The following is a 15,590-nucleotide window of genomic DNA, read 5'->3' as shown; positions in this document are numbered from 1 at the left end:
CAAAGCAAGTCGGAGTGGCGGAATTGGCAGACGCGCTAGCTTGAGGTGCTAGTGGCCTACTAACGGCTGTGCGGGTTCAAGTCCCGCCTCCGACACCACGAAATTTCGGCGGATCTCTTCGGAGGTCCGCCTTTTTCGTATACTTAGGCTATGCGATTGTTTTGTCCTTGCTGGTAAGGAGTGGCTGTGGCAGATAACAAGCTGAGCGTAAGGCGTGTTGAGGGAGTTGTCGACGGGACCGTTGCTGCAACTCTGTCTCAGTTGCTACGACTGACCAGCGATGCGGTTATTGTATTTAATATGGAGGGCATGGTTCTTCTCGCTAATGAGGAGGCCGAGAGCCTCTTTGTAAAGGTAGACGGCACCATTGCTGGCCTGGACGTTCGCTTTTTGTTTACACCGGCAAATCAAGAAAACTTGCAGAAACCGTTTTCTGTAGAGTCGTTGCCGTTTGCGATTGACGGCTCTACGTCTATGGTGGCTGCTCCTGCGGAAGACGGCACGTCGCAGGTGCTGAGCGTGCGCGCAGATTATGTTGGCGCACCTACGCAGGCCATTGTTTTGACGGCATCTAAGCTTCGTGACTTGGCTAACCCTATGCACGATGATGAGCGAATGGTGTTGGACCTTCGCCGAGCCAATAAGAGGCTCTCAGGAGCGCTTCAGATTGTTTTGGACACGCTTGACTCGGAAGATATGGGTCAGCTTATTGAACGCGTGTTAGAAGAGCTCTCAGAGACTGTCGAGGCTGATGGTGCGCTTATCTATCTTGCTGAGCAAGACGGGTATCACCTTCATGGCGCAACGGAGTCTCTGAAGAGCGCGTCATTGAACAGAATTCCTCGCTATTTTGCATTTAACAGCTCGCTGGAGCGTTTGACGTTTTATTCTGAGCATGCGCTTCGCTTGCATACCATGCCTTTGAACTCTGGCGCGCTCAAGCAGGGAAGAGTTAAAAAGCGCAACCTGGTCAACGAGGAAACACGCGAGGTCATAACCGTAGATGCAAGTCATTTGCCTCCGTTTACCAGCTTTCTTGTGGTGCCCGTGTGGTTTGGCGGCCACATTGTTGCCCTAATTGAGGTTGGTTGGGAGCGCAAACGCGCGCTTTTGGTTGAAGACGCAAGACTTCTGGACTCCATTGCAAATTACCTTTCGGTGCAGCTTGTAGGCGCGTTGTCGGCCATGAGAACGCAGCGTAGAGACACGCTTCGCGAGGCATTAGCGCGCGTGCGCCAAGGATTGCTTCATAGCGCTGCAGAGGGCGAGAAGATCTCTGGTGAGCGATTACAGCAGGTTATGAGGTCAGTGGGTACCGATCTGAATGCACAGGTTTTCTCGGTAGATTGCTGTGAGGTAACGGGCAACGTCACGCTCCATGCGCTTGGTGCTGAGCAAGCGTTTGGCGACGCTCAGGACGGTGTGCAAGACGGCGCGCAGGCCGCAGCGGAGGCCGGTGGCGCGCAGGCTGCGGCGGAGGCCGGCGGCGCGCAGGATGGCGGCAACCAGATTGCGCTTCCATCGACGGTTGAAGGGCTCAAGACAGGAGAGGGCGAGGCGTCAGTCAAAGAGGTTGAGCTTGAATCTGAACTGAGTTGCGCGCTTGTTGCACAAGGTTTGCCCTGCAAGGGAGCTGTGCTTTTCTTGGGCAAGTTTGCTGGCGAGCAGCATACCTGGCTTTTCTTGCGAGAAGAAAACGCGGAACCTCTGAGCGACATTGAGCTTGATTTCTTGGACCGCGTGATGCTGCTGGTACATTCTCTGGCAGTCGGTGCCGAAGAGAGTCAGCAAAATAAGCATATCTCCCAGGCGCTGCAGTCGGGCATGAAAAATGACCTACAGAAGGTAAAAGGAATTTCTGCTGAGGGAATTTATTCATCTGCGACCGCTGATGCGTTTGTCGGCGGCGATTTCTATAGCATGATTAAGCTGCCAGGACGCCGTGCGTGCATCATCATGGGAGACGTCTCCGGCAAGGGTATTGAGGCGGCATCTATCTCATCTGCAGTTAAAACGGCACTTTCTGCCTATGCGTGGGAGGGAAGAACTCCCGCTCGTATGGTGGCAACGCTGAACGAATTCTTGCTGGGCTTCTCAAGGGTTGAGACGTTTGCGACGCTCTTTGTGGGCATTGTTGACCTTGCAACTTCATCGCTTATGTACTGCTCAGCCGGCCATCCACCAGCGATTTTGGTGTCTGCTCAATCAGGTGACGCTGAGCTTTTGGACGTACAGTCGGGCGTTGTGGGCGCGTTCCACGACATGGAATACAAAAATGGCACAGTTCGTTTGCATGAGGGCGACATCCTGCTGCTTTACACCGACGGAACCACAGAGGCACGAAGTCCCGAAGGCGCGTTCTTTGGCGAGACTGGACTCCGCGACATGATCATGAACGAGGTTCCTCAAGGCTTTGATGGCCTTCTGAACAGGTTCTTGAGCACGCTTGATCGCTATACCGGCCGAAGGCTTGATGACGACGTTGCTATGGTGGCTCTGCGTTTTGACGAGCTTGGCAGCGGCGATTCTGGTGTGCTTAGCAGTGCCAACTCTGGCGAGAAGAGCGACTAGACGGTCTTCTCGACAACTTGACGGTTTTCTCGTCAAAAAATGCAGATATCTGAAATTCTTGTTGCTGCGCGGGAACAAGAAACGTATGTATACGCAGCCAAACATAGCAGTTGTTTCAGTCAATACTGACCTTGACGTGAGGGGAGTCCCGCGCGTGAAGGCCCAGATTGAGCAGCTCATTGATAGCGGCTGCAGAAGAATTGTGCTGAATATGTCGGAGGTTTCGTACATCGATTCGTGTGGCATGGGCTTTATTGTGTGCGCTGTTCGACGTATGAAGACGCTCGGCGGTCTTATGAGCCTTACCAACGTGCAACCGACGGCGTTTAAGGCGCTGGTGCGCATGGGTCTTATCGACTTCATGCCCATAAGCACGTGTGACGCTAAGTCGCGCGTGGCTCCGCTTGCGCCGGGTACGCATCCGTCGTTCCAGACAACGTTTAGAGTTGACCCCAACAAAATGTGCGACGCTCGCTCAAGGGCAGTTGCGCTGTTGAAGACGCTTCCGTTTACTCCGGATCAAAAATTTGATATTGAACTCGCAGTTGGCGAGGCTATTGGCAACGCTATTGATCACGCGTGCGAGAAGGGCGTGCTGACCACGGTTTCTGCGTATCCAGACAGGGTGGTTATTGACGTCTCGGATTGTGGTGGCGGCTTTAGTATCTCCGACGAGGAAGAGCCTCCCGAGACCGGGCAGTTTGCCGAGCGTGGTCGCGGCGTCAAGCTGATGCGCCTGCTTATGGATGCCGTGTCTATCCAGGAGAAACCTTCCGGCAACGGCACCGTCGTCCGCCTGGTTAAGATGATGCGCTAGGTTGCGTGCGAGCGCGAGCACGGGTCAGTAGAGCGCCCAACGACGGCAAACCCGCAGGTCCGCGGCGTGCGGGCGCGAGCGCGGGTCGCAAAGCGATTTCAACCCGGTATCTACTTCGTGTGGATACCGGGTTTCTTGTGCGGAAATGCTGGGAGTGGACGGGTTTCTCGCCAGGTGCGCCGCGCGAGCCTGACGTGAGCTTGGGTGTGCCTGATTTCTTCAAAGAATCTGTAACTTTTGCCTAAAAGCATTAAAAAATCTGTGGATTTGCCTGATTTTGTTAAAGAATCGGTGACGTAAACACAGATTCTTTGTACTTTTCAGGCAGGCCTTCCGTGGCGTACCTTTTGGATCCAGTGTGGTTTCATGGGCGCTTTCATCGAGCCTGATTTTCTCGCCAAGTCTGAACGATTTGCCGGAAAAGTGCACCATATCTGAGCTATTTGCCGGTTTTTCTCACCTTGTCTGAGCTGTTTTATTCAGACATGACGTGTTTTTCAGGCTCAAAATAGGCTCGCAATCTAAAACCCAAGCAAGCACGGTCGCGCGCGACAAAAAGAAACCCCAGCCGAAGCTGGGGTTGTCAATTTACTGGAGGCGAGACCCGGATTCGAACCGGGGATAAAGGCTTTGCAGGCCTCTGCCTTACCACTTGGCCATCTCGCCATATGAAAAAGGCCGAAACGAATCCGGCCGAAAAATCATGGAGCGGGCTACGGGGTTCGAACCCGCGACCTCAACCTTGGCAAGGTTGCGCGCTACCAACTGCGCTAAGCCCGCGAACGCGAGGAATAATATACGCAAGTTCACGGCTGAGTGCAAGTGTAAATTTCAAAATCGTCAAACTTTTTTAGAAAAGTCACGAATCCCGTGGCGCTCAAGAGGTGGATTTTTCTTGCAAAACTTGTAAATAAGAGCAGGTAAATTGCCAAGTGTGACCGCTTGCCGTATCATGGAATAAGAACTTTTGAATGAGGTTGTATGTTCTTTATTGTCGCGTCGCTCATAGCTCTTTTGACGCTTGCGTATCTTGTCGCAAGCGGTTTTGTTCGCGTGGTGCGCTATTTTTGGGGCTGGCTTTCATCTGGCGAGAAGATCGATGGGCTCGCAGGCGACGCTTCTAGCGCCGCACCCGGCGCCGCGTCGAACGTACCTGACAGCGCACCCGGCGCTGCATCAGCCACGTCCCAGACCACCCCGTTCTCCAAGCCAAAACCAACGCAAGCCGAGCTCTCGGCGTACTTGGACAAGATGCATCTTGGCTGGCACCAGGTGGTCATCCTCTTCATAGTGGGCTGTATGGCCGGACTTCTTATTGAAGAAATTTGGATGCTCATTACCGCTGGCCTGACCGAGAGCAGGGTTGGCCTCATCTGGGGACCATTCTCTCCGCTTTACGGAACCGGCGCCGTGTTTCTGACTGTTATTTGTTATCAGTTGCATAAGCACCATGCCAATAACCTGGTCATTTTCCTGGTTTCAGTTGTTGTTGGTGGCACGCTGGAGCAGCTTACCGGCTGGGGAATGCAAGAGATTTTCCACTCGGAATCGTGGACGTACGCCCATCTTCCAGACGCCATCACACAGTGGGTGGCCTGGAGATTCTTGGGATTCTGGGGTATTTTGGGCCTCATTTGGTGTCGCGTCATCATGCCTCGCGCGCTCTACAAGATTGGCGAGCCAACATCAAAAAGGCAAGCAATTTTTGTTACCCTGCTTACGGTGTATCTTGTTGCCGACATCACTATGACGGTGGCGTGTTTGGCGAGAAAAGCTCAGAGAGACGCTGGAATTCCTCCGACAAACGCGTTTGAGATGTGGGTAGATACTCACTACGATGACAGCTTTGTATCTGCTCGTTTCCAGAACATGACGTTTACGTCGCCAGACTCGGCTGGCAAGTCGTAGCCGTTGAGCACCGTCCGCCGGACCGTCCGACAGCAAGTCGCCGCGCGCCGCAAGACCGCCTGCCCGCACGCCCGCAAGACCACGAGAAACCCAAAGGATTTGTAATGCACATGCCTTCTGCAAAACCAGAACATCCAACAGGCAACGTGTACCTGGACTTTGCCGCAGCTACGCCTATGGATCCACGTGTAGTTGATGCAATGATTCCGTACTTCACCGAGAAGTTCTACAACCCATCAGCCCCGTACGCACTGTCTCGCCAGGTTCGTGACGAGGTAGAGCGCGCACGCGCTATCTTGGCACACGCCATTGGTGCTCGTCCGGGAAACGTGGTGCTCACGGCAGGTGCTACAGAGGCAAACAACTTGGCGTTTGCAACGGTCTCGGAAGACGCACACGTAATCGTTGACGCCATTGAACATGAGAGCGTTCTTGCCTGTGCAGGGATTTTCTCGCACAAGACACTTCGCGTAGAAGCAGACGGTCGCGTGGACCCAGAGCGGGTTGCAAAAGCGCTCAAACCAGAGACTGAGCTGGTTTCTATTGAGCTTGCAAACGGCGAGATAGGCACCATCCAGCCTATCCGAGAGATTTCGCAGGTACTTGCCAAGGAGCGCTCACGCAGGCTTGCGGCAGGGGAGACTCGTCCGCTGCACTTGCACGTAGATGCCTCTCAGGCGGCGGCATACCTGAGTGTGAACGTGTCGTCGCTGGGAGTAGATATGTTGACGCTTTCCGCGGCAAAGCTTTCTGGTCCCAAGCAGGTAGGTCTTCTGTGGGCTTCCGACGACGTGCGCTTAAGGCCGCTGGTACTCGGTGGCGGACAAGAGGGCGGTGTTCGTTCAGGTACAGAGAACGTCGCGGGCGTCATTGGCTTTGCGTGTGCTTTGGCGCTTGCAGATGAGACCCGCGCTGACGAGGCAAAGCGGGTTTCTCGCCTTAGAGATCAGCTACAGATGCTGCTTTGCGCAGAGTTCCCGCAGATGATTGTCTCGGGACCAAAGAACGCTAAGCTGAGGCTTCCCAATTTGCTGCATGTTTCTTTCCCAGGACTTGAAGCTCGCCGTCTGGTTATTTTGCTTGAGCGTCTAGGCGTGTCGGTGGGAACAGGCTCTGCGTGCGCCGCATCAAAAATGCAAATATCTCACGTGCTCGAGGCAATCGGGGCACCACGAGAAGTGGCGGCGGGAAGCCTCAGGTTAACGCTTGGAAGAACTACCACAGAAGACGACATCTTGTACGCAGCTTGGGCAATCGCCGAGGCCGTCAAGCAGGAATCTGCTCGCGTAGGAGTGACATGGGAGAACTAGTTTACCTTGGCATGAGCGGCGGCGTTGATTCGGCGCTGTCCGCGGCTCTGCTTCTTGAGGCGGGTTATAACGTCAAGGCTATCTATATGCGCAACTGGTCCAAGGACCTGCCCGGCTTTAAGTGTCCTTGGGCAGATGATTTGGCTGATGCCGAGCGCGTGTGCGTAACGCTTGGCATTGATTTGGACGTGTGGGACTGTGAGGCCGAGTATAAGGCCACTGTTGTTGATTACCTGCTTGATGCCTACGAGCACGGTCGCACGCCCAATCCAGACGTTATGTGCAACCAGACGGTAAAGTTTGGCACCTTTGCAGAGCGCGCTTTTGCTGAGGGTGCAGATTTTGTTGCAACAGGTCACTATGCGCAGAATGTCCCTGGCACCAAAAAACTTTTGCGCGCCGCAGACGCTCACAAGGATCAGACGTATTTCCTGTGGCGTGTACCTGGTCATTTGTTTGAGCGAACACTCTTTCCAATTGGACACATTGTCACTAAGGCAGAGGTACGCGCTATGTGTGCAGAGCGAGGTCTGGGCATAGAAACTAAGCCAGATTCCGACGGTATTTGCTTTATTGGCCCTGTTGGTCTGCGTACGTTTTTGCTGGACACCTTCAAGAAAAAGCAGGGCGACGTCATTGAGTGGGAGACAGGCAAGGTTCTTGGCACCCATGACGGAGCATTCCTCTTTACCGTTGGCCAGAGAAAAGGCCTGAACATCGGTGGAGGCCCTGCTCGCTATGTAGTAGCAACCGACACGCTTAAGAATGTGGTGTATGTAACCTCTGACCTCAACTGTCCTGCGCTCTGGACGCGTCGCATGGAGCTCTCGGATATGCACTGGATTTCCGGAGAACCCGCAGCTAACGGTAGGTATGTGGTCAGAACTCGTCACACAGGCGCACTGGTCCCCGTAACGTTTACACTCACGGATAATCAATGTGGATTTGTTGAATTTGACCAGCCCGTAAAAACTGTTGCAGCAGGTCAATCGGCGGTTTTGTACGATGGCCAGGAAGTTTGCGGCGGTGGCATTATTGAGGCCGACAAGAGTATACTTGAACGGTTCATGTAAAATGAAAGCAGGTAGTTGGCGAGAAACCCATTGAGGTTGCATCGCGTACCTGCATAGAGTGTTGTTTCTGTACACGTATTGTGATCCAGAGTCCAAGGAGGTGCCCATGGATCGCCCAGATGGCGCGTCTGAAACCGAGCACCCCTCATCTACACCGAAGGTAACGGTGAAGATTGGATCTACAACCGTTAAGGGTGTTTCAACCAAAAAGCCTAAGATTAGTGTTGCTCCAACTTCTTCATCTGAGCAGGTTGAAGAGGCAAAAGAGAGCTTTGGTCAAGTTAGAAAGAGCATTCTCTTCCTCTTTGCTGTTGTAATACTGTACGCACTCTATATCGTTTTTTCTGGTCAATTTGATGAGTTTGTTGTTGCTCTAGCAGACGTAGATACAGGCTGGCTTATTGCTGGCGCTCTTTGCTATTTTGTCTACTATTTCCTGGGTATTCTCGCCTATGTAATTTCAGTTATTACAGACCCCGAGAGTCCCGTTGGTGTTCGTGACTTGATGAGCGTTGAGGCGTCGGGCATCTTCTTCATGAACCTCACGCCAAACGGTGCAGGAGCTGCTCCTGCTCAGATTTATCGCCTCACTCGTGCAGGTATTTCTGTGGGTCAAGCAGGAGCTCTGCAGTTCACACGTTTTGTTATGTACGAGGCAGGCGAGGGCATCTTTGCAGCTCTGATGCTTATCTTTAGGGCCAATTATTTCTACGAGCAATTTGGCGATGTTACGGTCATTGGCGTTATCTTGTTTGGCGCAAAGATAGTGATGGTTGCAGTTATCTTGGCCATTTGCCTGCTTCCTAAAATGGTTAAGACCGTGGGCAACTGGGGCTTAAGGCTGCTTTCACGTCTTCGTATCGTAAAGCAGTACGACCACTGGCATGGCATCATTAACACGCAGGTAGATGAGTTCTCAAACGGCTTTAAGACTGCTGCAAAGAACATCCCAGAGATGTGCGTTGTTCTGCTTGTAACACTGCTTCAGCTTGGCTGCCTCTATGCACTTCCATACTTTGTTTTGCGAGCACTTGGCCAGCCTGCAGACCTTTTGACCTGCCTTGCATCTGGTTCAATGCTTGAGCTCTTGACCTCAGCTATTCCACTTCCTGGTGGTACTGGTGGTGCAGAGGGTGGCTTTGCCTTCCTGTTTGGCCATATGTTTGGTGAAGAAATCGCTGCAGGTTTTGTACTTTGGCGCGCTATTGAGTATCTGCTTCCAACTCTGGCCGCAAGTATGCTTTTGGGCCTTAGGTCTCATGATCACGAGCCTATCTACCACAAGTGGAACCGTTTCCGCCAGCGTTTCTCTGCCTTTGTAAATGGCGAGAAAGGCGCTGTTGCTTCTACATCGTCTCGTCCAGAGACCTCTGGCATTCAAATTAAGGTTAAGCGTAAGAAGTAGGGAAGAAGTAAGGAAGAAAAGCCAGAATGTGGCTTGATACGTATCTTTGCTCTATTGGACCGCTGCGTGTGCAGTACTTGTAAAAGAAAGCATCCTTATGCGTAAACCACCAAATCCTATTTTGATTATTCTGGCACCTATTCTTATTGCCGTTGCCGTTGGTCTTGTCTATGATCTGCAGAATTTCTTACAGGACATTCCGGAAATACGTGACAATCCAATGCTCTTAGCAGGCGTAGCTGTGTTTATACCAATGCTTGTGGCTTTGGTTAAGGACACGTTTGACGCGCACGGACTCTAGATGAAGGCTATTTTTGTTGTGTTGGCTTTGAGAAAAAGAACAGGTATATTCCAAATCCAAGTTTAATTGCTGCATCAATATAGGCAGTTATTGTTAGTGGGATGTCTGGAAAAATATAACCTATAGCAACATTGATGGCACAGAGTATAGCCAGATAAATCATCGATTTTCCGTGCACAAAGTAATAGAGGAAAAAATGCAGTGCCGTGGCCATTAACGCACCCAACCAAATAAGTCTCCAGTTTTCAGTTGCAAAAAATGGTCCACCTAATAAAAACATCAAAATGAATAAGAAAATCACCGCGTATAGAGACATTTTGTTCTGGAACTTACTTGAAGGACCATCGGAAAACTTATTGAGAACTTTCTTATTTGTATTTATGGATAAGAAGGCTGCAACATATCCAAAGCTAAATACGGACATATTGATAATCTGTTTTCCACCTATTACGGTAGCTGCAAAAATGATGAGAGCTACAACAATTAACCAGAGACCGCATGATTTCTTATAATTAAAGCACAGCTTCTCGTCTTTGTTATATTCCAGAAAGTTCATAAGTTTCTCCCTCAATCGAACGACTTGCCATAATACTTCTGACCGTATGCTTTTACAATCCATTTGCCTATTTTTTAATAATTGAGGTGCAGAAGACGTACGGGTTTAAAAGGCGGTCATTCATTTCAAAGGCTGCAGTATTTACGTAACCATCAATGTTGCGACGAACCGATCTTTTGCAGATTTCAAAAAAAGTTGAGTTTGACGGTTGCAAGAGGGGCGGGTTTCTCGTAATATATCCCTTGCTGCATCCCCAGCAGCAAACATATTCGGGCGTTTAGCTCAGGGGGACGAGCGCTTCCCTGACACGGAAGAGGTCATAAGTTCAAATCTTATAACGCCCACCAACTGTTCACAGGTCAGAGTAATCTGGCCTGTTTCTTTTTGTGAATATAAATAGTAATCATTATTGTTATTGACAAAAGAGTTAAAGAGAGTAAACTCCTAAGTAGCACGTTTTACAAATTGTTTTACTTACAGAAAGGAACTGACTATGTCTCTTATTGGTAAGCAAATTGGTGATTTTAAGGTAAACGCATTCCACAACGGTGAAATCACTGAGGTAAGCAAAGAGTCCACACTGGGTAAGTGGAGCCTGTTCTTCTTCTATCCAGCTGACTTTACCTTTGTCTGCCCAACTGAGCTTGAGGATCTTGCTAACAACTATGACAAATTCCAGGCTGCTGGCGCAGAGGTCTATTCTGTCTCTTGCGACACTGAGTTTGTCCACAAGGCATGGCACGAGGAGTCCGAGCGTATCTCTAAGGTAACCTACCCAATGCTCGCTGACCCAGCTCACGTTCTTGCAAGGAACTTTGAGGTCCTTATTGAGGACGCTGGCCTTGCTGAGCGCGGCGCTTTCATCGTTGACCCTGAGGGTGTCATCCAGGTTGAGCTTGTCACCGCTGGTGGCATTGGCCGTAACGCTGAGGAGCTTCTCCGCCTTCTCCAGGCTGCACAGTTTGTTGCAGAGCACGGCGATCAGGTCTGCCCAGCTAAGTGGCAGCCAGGTGCTGAGACCCTGAAGCCAAGCCTTGACCTTGTTGGTCAGCTCTAAGATTTAGGAGCTTACAATGACCGACGTCAAAGACCTCTACGACGCGGTGATTATCGGCGGTGGGCCAGCTGGGCTCACCGCCGCCCTCTATCTGGCCCGTGCTCGCTACCGTGTTCTAGTTGTCGAGAAGGACCATTTTGGCGGACAGATCACTATCACTAATGAGGTCGTTAATTACCCGGGAGTTTTCTCTACTAGTGGCTCTGAACTCTCAGAAACCATGCGTAAGCAGGCTGAAGCCTTTGGTGCAGAGTTTTTGCTGGCAGAAGTTACTGACCTGGATATGTCCGGAGATGTCAAGGTAGTTCACACTACCAAAGGTGAGCGTCCCTGCCTTTCGGTTCTTCTCGCCACAGGAGCACATCCTCGCCATATCGGCTTTGTCGGAGAAGAGGACTATCAGGGCCACGGAGTTGCTTACTGCGCCACCTGCGACGGCGAGTTCTTTACCGGCAAGGAAGTCTTTGTCATTGGTGGAGGCTTTGCAGCTGCAGAAGAAAGCGTGTTTTTGACCAAGTACGCAAAGCACGTTACCGTTCTTGTACGTGAGGAGGCGTTTACCTGCGCCCCTGCGTCGTCTGAGGCTGCTCGCACTAATCCAAATATTACGGTTCTGTATAACACGCAGGTTGAATCCGTTGCCGGAGATTCCGCGCTTAGGTCTATTACCTACAAGAATCTGAAAACAGGCGAGAAGACCACGTTTGCTCCAGAAGATGGAGATTCCATTGGTGTCTTTGTCTTCGCGGGTTACGCGCCAGAGACTGACCTGGTAAAAGAGCTGGCACAGACTGATGATCACGGCTATCTAATCACCAACGAGCATCAAGAAACAACCTGTGAGGGTCTCTTTGGTGCAGGAGATGTATGCCAGAAGCCATTGCGCCAGGTTGCAACAGCTATTGGTCAGGCAGCAACCACTGCTACCGAGATGGAGCGCTACATCAAGCGTGTCCAAGAAAAGACCAGCCTTGTTCCGCAGATGAACGTCACGCGCATCTCGTCCAAGAAGGAGGCTCCTGAGACTTCAGCGGCCAAGACAGTCTCTGACTCCGGAGAGCTTTTCACCGACGACATGAAAGCGCAGCTTAACGCTGTCTTTGAGCGCATGGCACGTCCGCTTGTGCTTCAGTTGGAGCTGGACCAGAGACCTGTCTCTGAGGAGCTTGTAGCTTACATGGAAGAACTTTCTTCCATGACCGACAAGCTGAGCGTTCAGACGGTTTCAGGCACGGGCGAGAAGAACCTTCCTGTTGTTCGTGTTTGCACACAGGATGGCACTTTAACAGGTCTTGCGTTCCATGGTGTTCCTGGCGGTCACGAGTTCACTTCGTTTGTACTTGGACTCTACAACGCCGCAGGTCCTGGTCAGCCTATTAGTGACGAGGATAAGGCATCCATTGCCGCCATCGAGTCAAAAACGCATCTGCAGGTCTTGGTAGGACTTTCTTGTACCATGTGTCCAGATGTTGTTGTAGCTGCTCAGCGCATTGCTGCGGATAATCCTCAGGTTGCCTGCGATGTCTACGACATCAACCACTTCAAGGAGCTCAAAGACACCTATGATGTCATGAGCGTTCCATGCTTGGTTATCAACGACGGCCAGAAGGTTGACTTCGGCAAGAAGAGCCTCTCTCAGATTTTGTCGCTGATTCCTTAAGATCCATTCGCGTCAAGGAGAGGGAGACGCTAATGAATATGCCGAGAAGATCAACGGTCTTCTCGGCATTTTTTGTGACGTAAGAAGTAAGTGTGTGAAGCTTGTGTAGCGGTGTAAGGTCATGTCACCTTTACAGAGCTTTTTGCTGGTAGAGACCTGCATCGGTAAAGCTCTGAGCGCGATAGTAGGCGCGCGTTCCAATTGAGCTGATGACGTTAAGGCTGGTATAACCCGCCTCAGCTGCGATAGAGGAGGCTTTGGCAAGAAGCTTTTGGCCCAAGCCCTGGTGTTGAGCAGACATTCCTTCCGAGCCCAGCGATAGTGCCTGTCCGTACACGTGGAGCTCTCTGATCATGGCCTGACCTGGCTGTACCAGCAGCTCATTGGTGGTAACATCACATGCGCCAGCGGTCAGTTTGTCCCAGTGGGGAAGTGAAAGCCTACAGAAACCTGCGATTTTATTGTCAGCAGTTACCCACTGCAGGAAGTGCTCGTCACTGACTGCGGTAGCGTAAACAAAGTCTTGAAGGGTAAGTTCTGCGGCTCGTACCTGCTGCTGGTTAATCTCTCTGAAGCGAATCTCCTGCACGCGGTTTGCAACGTCTTCAGCAGCAAGCTCTTGTTCAACCATCTGACGAAGGTTGGTATGTTTGTTTCCCACCAGAATATCGGTGGCACTAATGTCTCTGATCATACGAGAAATGCGCACGTATGGAGGCGTTGCAAGCACGTCTTGAACAAGCACGTCTACCAGCTCATCTTTGGCGTATGGCTGCCATGCACCCTCACGGTATTTCTGGACCAATTGCGTTCCAGATACCAGTGCACAGGGGTAGAGCTTAATCTCATCAGGGAGAAATCCTGGATCAGTGACAAACGTTTTAAAGTCCTGTTTGTCCGCCTCAGGAGTTGCGCCTAACAGGTTAACCATCAGGTGAGAGTGGATTTTAAATCCGTACAAGCGAATCAGCGAGAACGCTCGTTTAATCTGGGCAACGCTCATCTGACGCTGGTTTGCGTCAAGTATTTCTTGGCGCGTACTTTGAATGCCAATTTGAATTTTGGTGCACCCAAGCTGCCTAAACATGCGTAGATTTTCTGGCGTGATGGTATCGGGCCTAGTCTCAATAACAAGACCAACCACACGGGCAGCGGCAGTTTCATTACTGTGTTGCTGTTCTACCAGCTGGTCATACGTGCTCTGCATCTGAGACCACGCGTTTTGGTGAGGCTGACTGGCGTCGTAGAGCTTATGAAAAGCCTGGTTATACGTGGCAGTATCATCTAAGACCGCCGTCTGCTGTTCAGCAACAAAAGAAGAAAGCGCTTCTTCAGAGTTCTGCAAGCCAAACGAGGTATACCAATTCAGGTGCTCTTGGATATGTTGCGGAGCGTTGGGCCACTCGTTGAGTGCGCGGAAGAGCTCTTTGATAAACCAGTATTGGTAGCTCTCTGGATAATCGCTCCAGGTGCCACCGAGCACTATGAGCTCTACTTTGTCGGTTGAGTGGCCCATCTGATGGAGCGCTTGAAGACGAGCAGCAACCTGTACGTATGGATCAAAAAACGTGAGTTCAGCGCGCTGACAGGCAGGCTCGTTAGCAAGATAGCTCTTAGGCATACGCAGATCACACGGGCAATAAATGCAATTACTTGAGCAGGTATGCGGCCTGGTAATCACGGTAATGGTAGCCACGCCAGAAGCGGTGCGACGAGGCTTCATGCGCACAGAGCGGATAAACCTTTCTTCCAGCTCAGGCGTAACATTCCACGATTGCCACAGCTCATCATTGTTCTGCTTGACCTGAAAAAAATAGGGGAGAATTGCTCGTTTAGGAATGAGTTTCTCGCGCTCTGTACTGTGGGCGCTAGAGTCAATTCCGCTGTTGTGCGAGTTAATGAGCATCTCAAGCTGATGCGTATCAAGAGCACCTTGTGAGCTATCTCTGAGCTGCTTCAATATGTCCAAAATGAGTTCATCCATACAAACAGTATAGGCAATAAGGTGAGCTTCTGACCTTTGGGAACAAGGCGATGACGTAAAATCTCTGTATGGATACTTCTTCTCACATAACGCACACTCAATCTATCAGCGCATCTACCGCTGAGCGGCTGAGCTACGTAACCTCTGAGTTTTACTCTCAGCAGACGCAGAGTTTCTCGGCCACACGACAGATGCCTTGGCAGGGGTGGCAGAAGTGCCTGGAAGTCATGCCTCAGCTTTTAGTTGGCGAGAAACCCTCTGTACTTGATGTGGGTTGCGGCAACCTGCGCTTTGCTCGCTTTTTACGCAATGAGGCGGGAATTGTCCCTGCAAAGTATTTTGCTGTAGATAATTGCAAGCCACTGGTAGAGAGTGGTGAGGCAGACATTCATATCTCTGAGCTGGCATTTATTGAATTAGATGTGATAAAGAGTCTGCTTGATAACACGCTTTCTTCGCGGCTGATCATTCCGCCTTGTGATTTAGTGGTTGCATTTGGTTTTTTGCATCATGTACCAGGGGCACAAAAGAGAATCCAGCTTCTACGCACTCTGTTAGATAAGACTAAACCTGGCGGCTTTGTGTGCGTTTCTTTCTGGCAGTTTATGAACAGCCAAAAACTTGCTGCTAAAGCTCAAGAAATCACTGCTCAGGGACTGCGTGCGCTGGGTATAGATGCATCAGAACTTGAGGAGCATGACTATCTGATTGGCTGGCAAGATAAGGCGGATACCTGGCGCTATTGTCATCACTTCTCGCAAGAGGAACTTGATGAGCTTCTTGGAAGCCTTGGCTCTGACGTGCAAGTTTATGCGCAATTTAGTGCAGATGGCAAAGATAACAATCTTAATCGCTATGTGATTTTGCAACGTGTATAACTGTCCAGACAATATCTTGCTAAAAATGACCTCGTACAAGATAATCCCCCGCACAGAAATTGAACTGCCT

At 50.9% G+C, this 15,590-nt stretch carries 12 protein-coding genes and 4 tRNA genes; 12 read left to right on the top strand and 4 right to left on the bottom strand.

Annotated features, from left to right (window positions below):
- The first annotated feature begins 8 nt into the window (after window positions 1-8).
- The 3 genes from HMPREF1647_RS03800 (at window position 9) to HMPREF1647_RS03790 (ending at window position 3,388) form a co-directional block, all read left to right on the top strand.
- Window positions 9-98, top strand: a tRNA-Leu gene (locus HMPREF1647_RS03800).
- A gap of 88 nt (window positions 99-186) precedes the next feature.
- Entirely contained in the window at window positions 187-2,571 is a 2,385-nt protein-coding gene (locus HMPREF1647_RS03795; protein WP_035432193.1) for a GAF domain-containing SpoIIE family protein phosphatase, read from the top strand.
- An 85-nt stretch (window positions 2,572-2,656) separates the two neighbouring features.
- Complete coding sequence (locus tag HMPREF1647_RS03790) at window positions 2,657-3,388, top strand: anti-sigma factor antagonist (protein ID WP_035432190.1); 732 nt, start codon at window positions 2,657-2,659, stop codon at window positions 3,386-3,388.
- Between the two features lie 592 nt (window positions 3,389-3,980).
- Here the strand turns inward: HMPREF1647_RS03790 and HMPREF1647_RS03785 are convergent.
- Window positions 3,981-4,054: transfer RNA gene (locus HMPREF1647_RS03785), tRNA-Cys, on the bottom strand.
- 38 nt (window positions 4,055-4,092) lie between these two features.
- Window positions 4,093-4,168, bottom strand: a tRNA-Gly gene (locus tag HMPREF1647_RS03780).
- 201 nt (window positions 4,169-4,369) lie between these two features.
- Here HMPREF1647_RS03780 and HMPREF1647_RS03775 point away from each other — a divergent pair.
- From HMPREF1647_RS03775 to HMPREF1647_RS03755, 5 genes are all read left to right on the top strand, one after another.
- On the top strand, window positions 4,370-5,296 hold the full coding sequence (locus HMPREF1647_RS03775; protein ID WP_035432188.1) for a putative ABC transporter permease: 927 nt from the start codon (window positions 4,370-4,372) through the stop codon (window positions 5,294-5,296).
- Between the two features lie 104 nt (window positions 5,297-5,400).
- Window positions 5,401-6,606, top strand: coding sequence for a cysteine desulfurase family protein (locus tag HMPREF1647_RS03770; protein ID WP_052039123.1), 1,206 nt, complete (start codon window positions 5,401-5,403; stop codon window positions 6,604-6,606).
- Window positions 6,594-7,679 carry a tRNA 2-thiouridine(34) synthase MnmA gene (gene mnmA / locus HMPREF1647_RS03765; RefSeq protein WP_035432186.1) on the top strand — a complete coding sequence of 362 codons (1,086 nt, stop codon included), beginning with the start codon at window positions 6,594-6,596 and terminating at the stop codon, window positions 7,677-7,679. Before HMPREF1647_RS03770 ends, mnmA begins: the two co-directional genes overlap by 13 nt.
- Window positions 7,680-7,785: 106 nt before the next feature.
- On the top strand, window positions 7,786-9,084 hold the full coding sequence (locus HMPREF1647_RS03760) for a lysylphosphatidylglycerol synthase transmembrane domain-containing protein (RefSeq protein ID WP_035432183.1): 1,299 nt from the start codon (window positions 7,786-7,788) through the stop codon (window positions 9,082-9,084).
- Window positions 9,085-9,181: 97 nt separating this feature from the next.
- A complete protein-coding gene (locus HMPREF1647_RS03755; RefSeq protein ID WP_156095541.1) occupies window positions 9,182-9,385 on the top strand; it encodes a hypothetical protein in 204 nt (67 codons plus the stop codon).
- Window positions 9,386-9,392: 7 nt separating this feature from the next.
- Here HMPREF1647_RS03755 and HMPREF1647_RS03750 read toward each other — a convergent pair whose 3' ends face one another.
- The gene (locus HMPREF1647_RS03750; RefSeq protein ID WP_035428846.1) at window positions 9,393-9,941 is read right to left on the bottom strand and encodes a DUF6609 family protein; all 549 of its coding nucleotides are present in this window, start codon (window positions 9,939-9,941) and stop codon (window positions 9,393-9,395) included.
- A gap of 271 nt (window positions 9,942-10,212) precedes the next feature.
- Between HMPREF1647_RS03750 and HMPREF1647_RS03745 the strand changes: the two genes are divergently transcribed.
- The 3 genes from HMPREF1647_RS03745 (at window position 10,213) to HMPREF1647_RS03735 (ending at window position 12,658) form a co-directional block, all read left to right on the top strand.
- Window positions 10,213-10,288, top strand: a tRNA-Val gene (locus HMPREF1647_RS03745).
- 146 nt (window positions 10,289-10,434) lie between these two features.
- Complete coding sequence (ahpC, locus tag HMPREF1647_RS03740; protein ID WP_035432182.1) at window positions 10,435-10,998, top strand: alkyl hydroperoxide reductase subunit C; 564 nt, start codon at window positions 10,435-10,437, stop codon at window positions 10,996-10,998.
- Between the two features lie 16 nt (window positions 10,999-11,014).
- Window positions 11,015-12,658 carry an FAD-dependent oxidoreductase gene (locus HMPREF1647_RS03735; RefSeq protein WP_035432180.1) on the top strand — a complete coding sequence of 548 codons (1,644 nt, stop codon included), beginning with the start codon at window positions 11,015-11,017 and terminating at the stop codon, window positions 12,656-12,658.
- A gap of 130 nt (window positions 12,659-12,788) precedes the next feature.
- On the opposite strand, the gene HMPREF1647_RS03730 is transcribed toward HMPREF1647_RS03735, so the two are convergent.
- Complete coding sequence (locus tag HMPREF1647_RS03730) at window positions 12,789-14,642, bottom strand: elongator complex protein 3 (protein ID WP_035432177.1); 1,854 nt, start codon at window positions 14,640-14,642, stop codon at window positions 12,789-12,791.
- Between the two features lie 68 nt (window positions 14,643-14,710).
- Between HMPREF1647_RS03730 and HMPREF1647_RS03725 the strand changes: the two genes are divergently transcribed.
- Entirely contained in the window at window positions 14,711-15,520 is an 810-nt protein-coding gene (locus HMPREF1647_RS03725) for a class I SAM-dependent methyltransferase (protein ID WP_035432175.1), read from the top strand.
- Window positions 15,521-15,590 lie beyond the last annotated feature (70 nt).

It is taken from the genome of Lancefieldella parvula DNF00906, assembly GCF_000758945.1.
GTDB classification, from domain to species: domain Bacteria; phylum Actinomycetota; class Coriobacteriia; order Coriobacteriales; family Atopobiaceae; genus Lancefieldella; species Lancefieldella parvula_C.
This window is presented reverse-complemented; position numbering and strand designations above follow the sequence as displayed.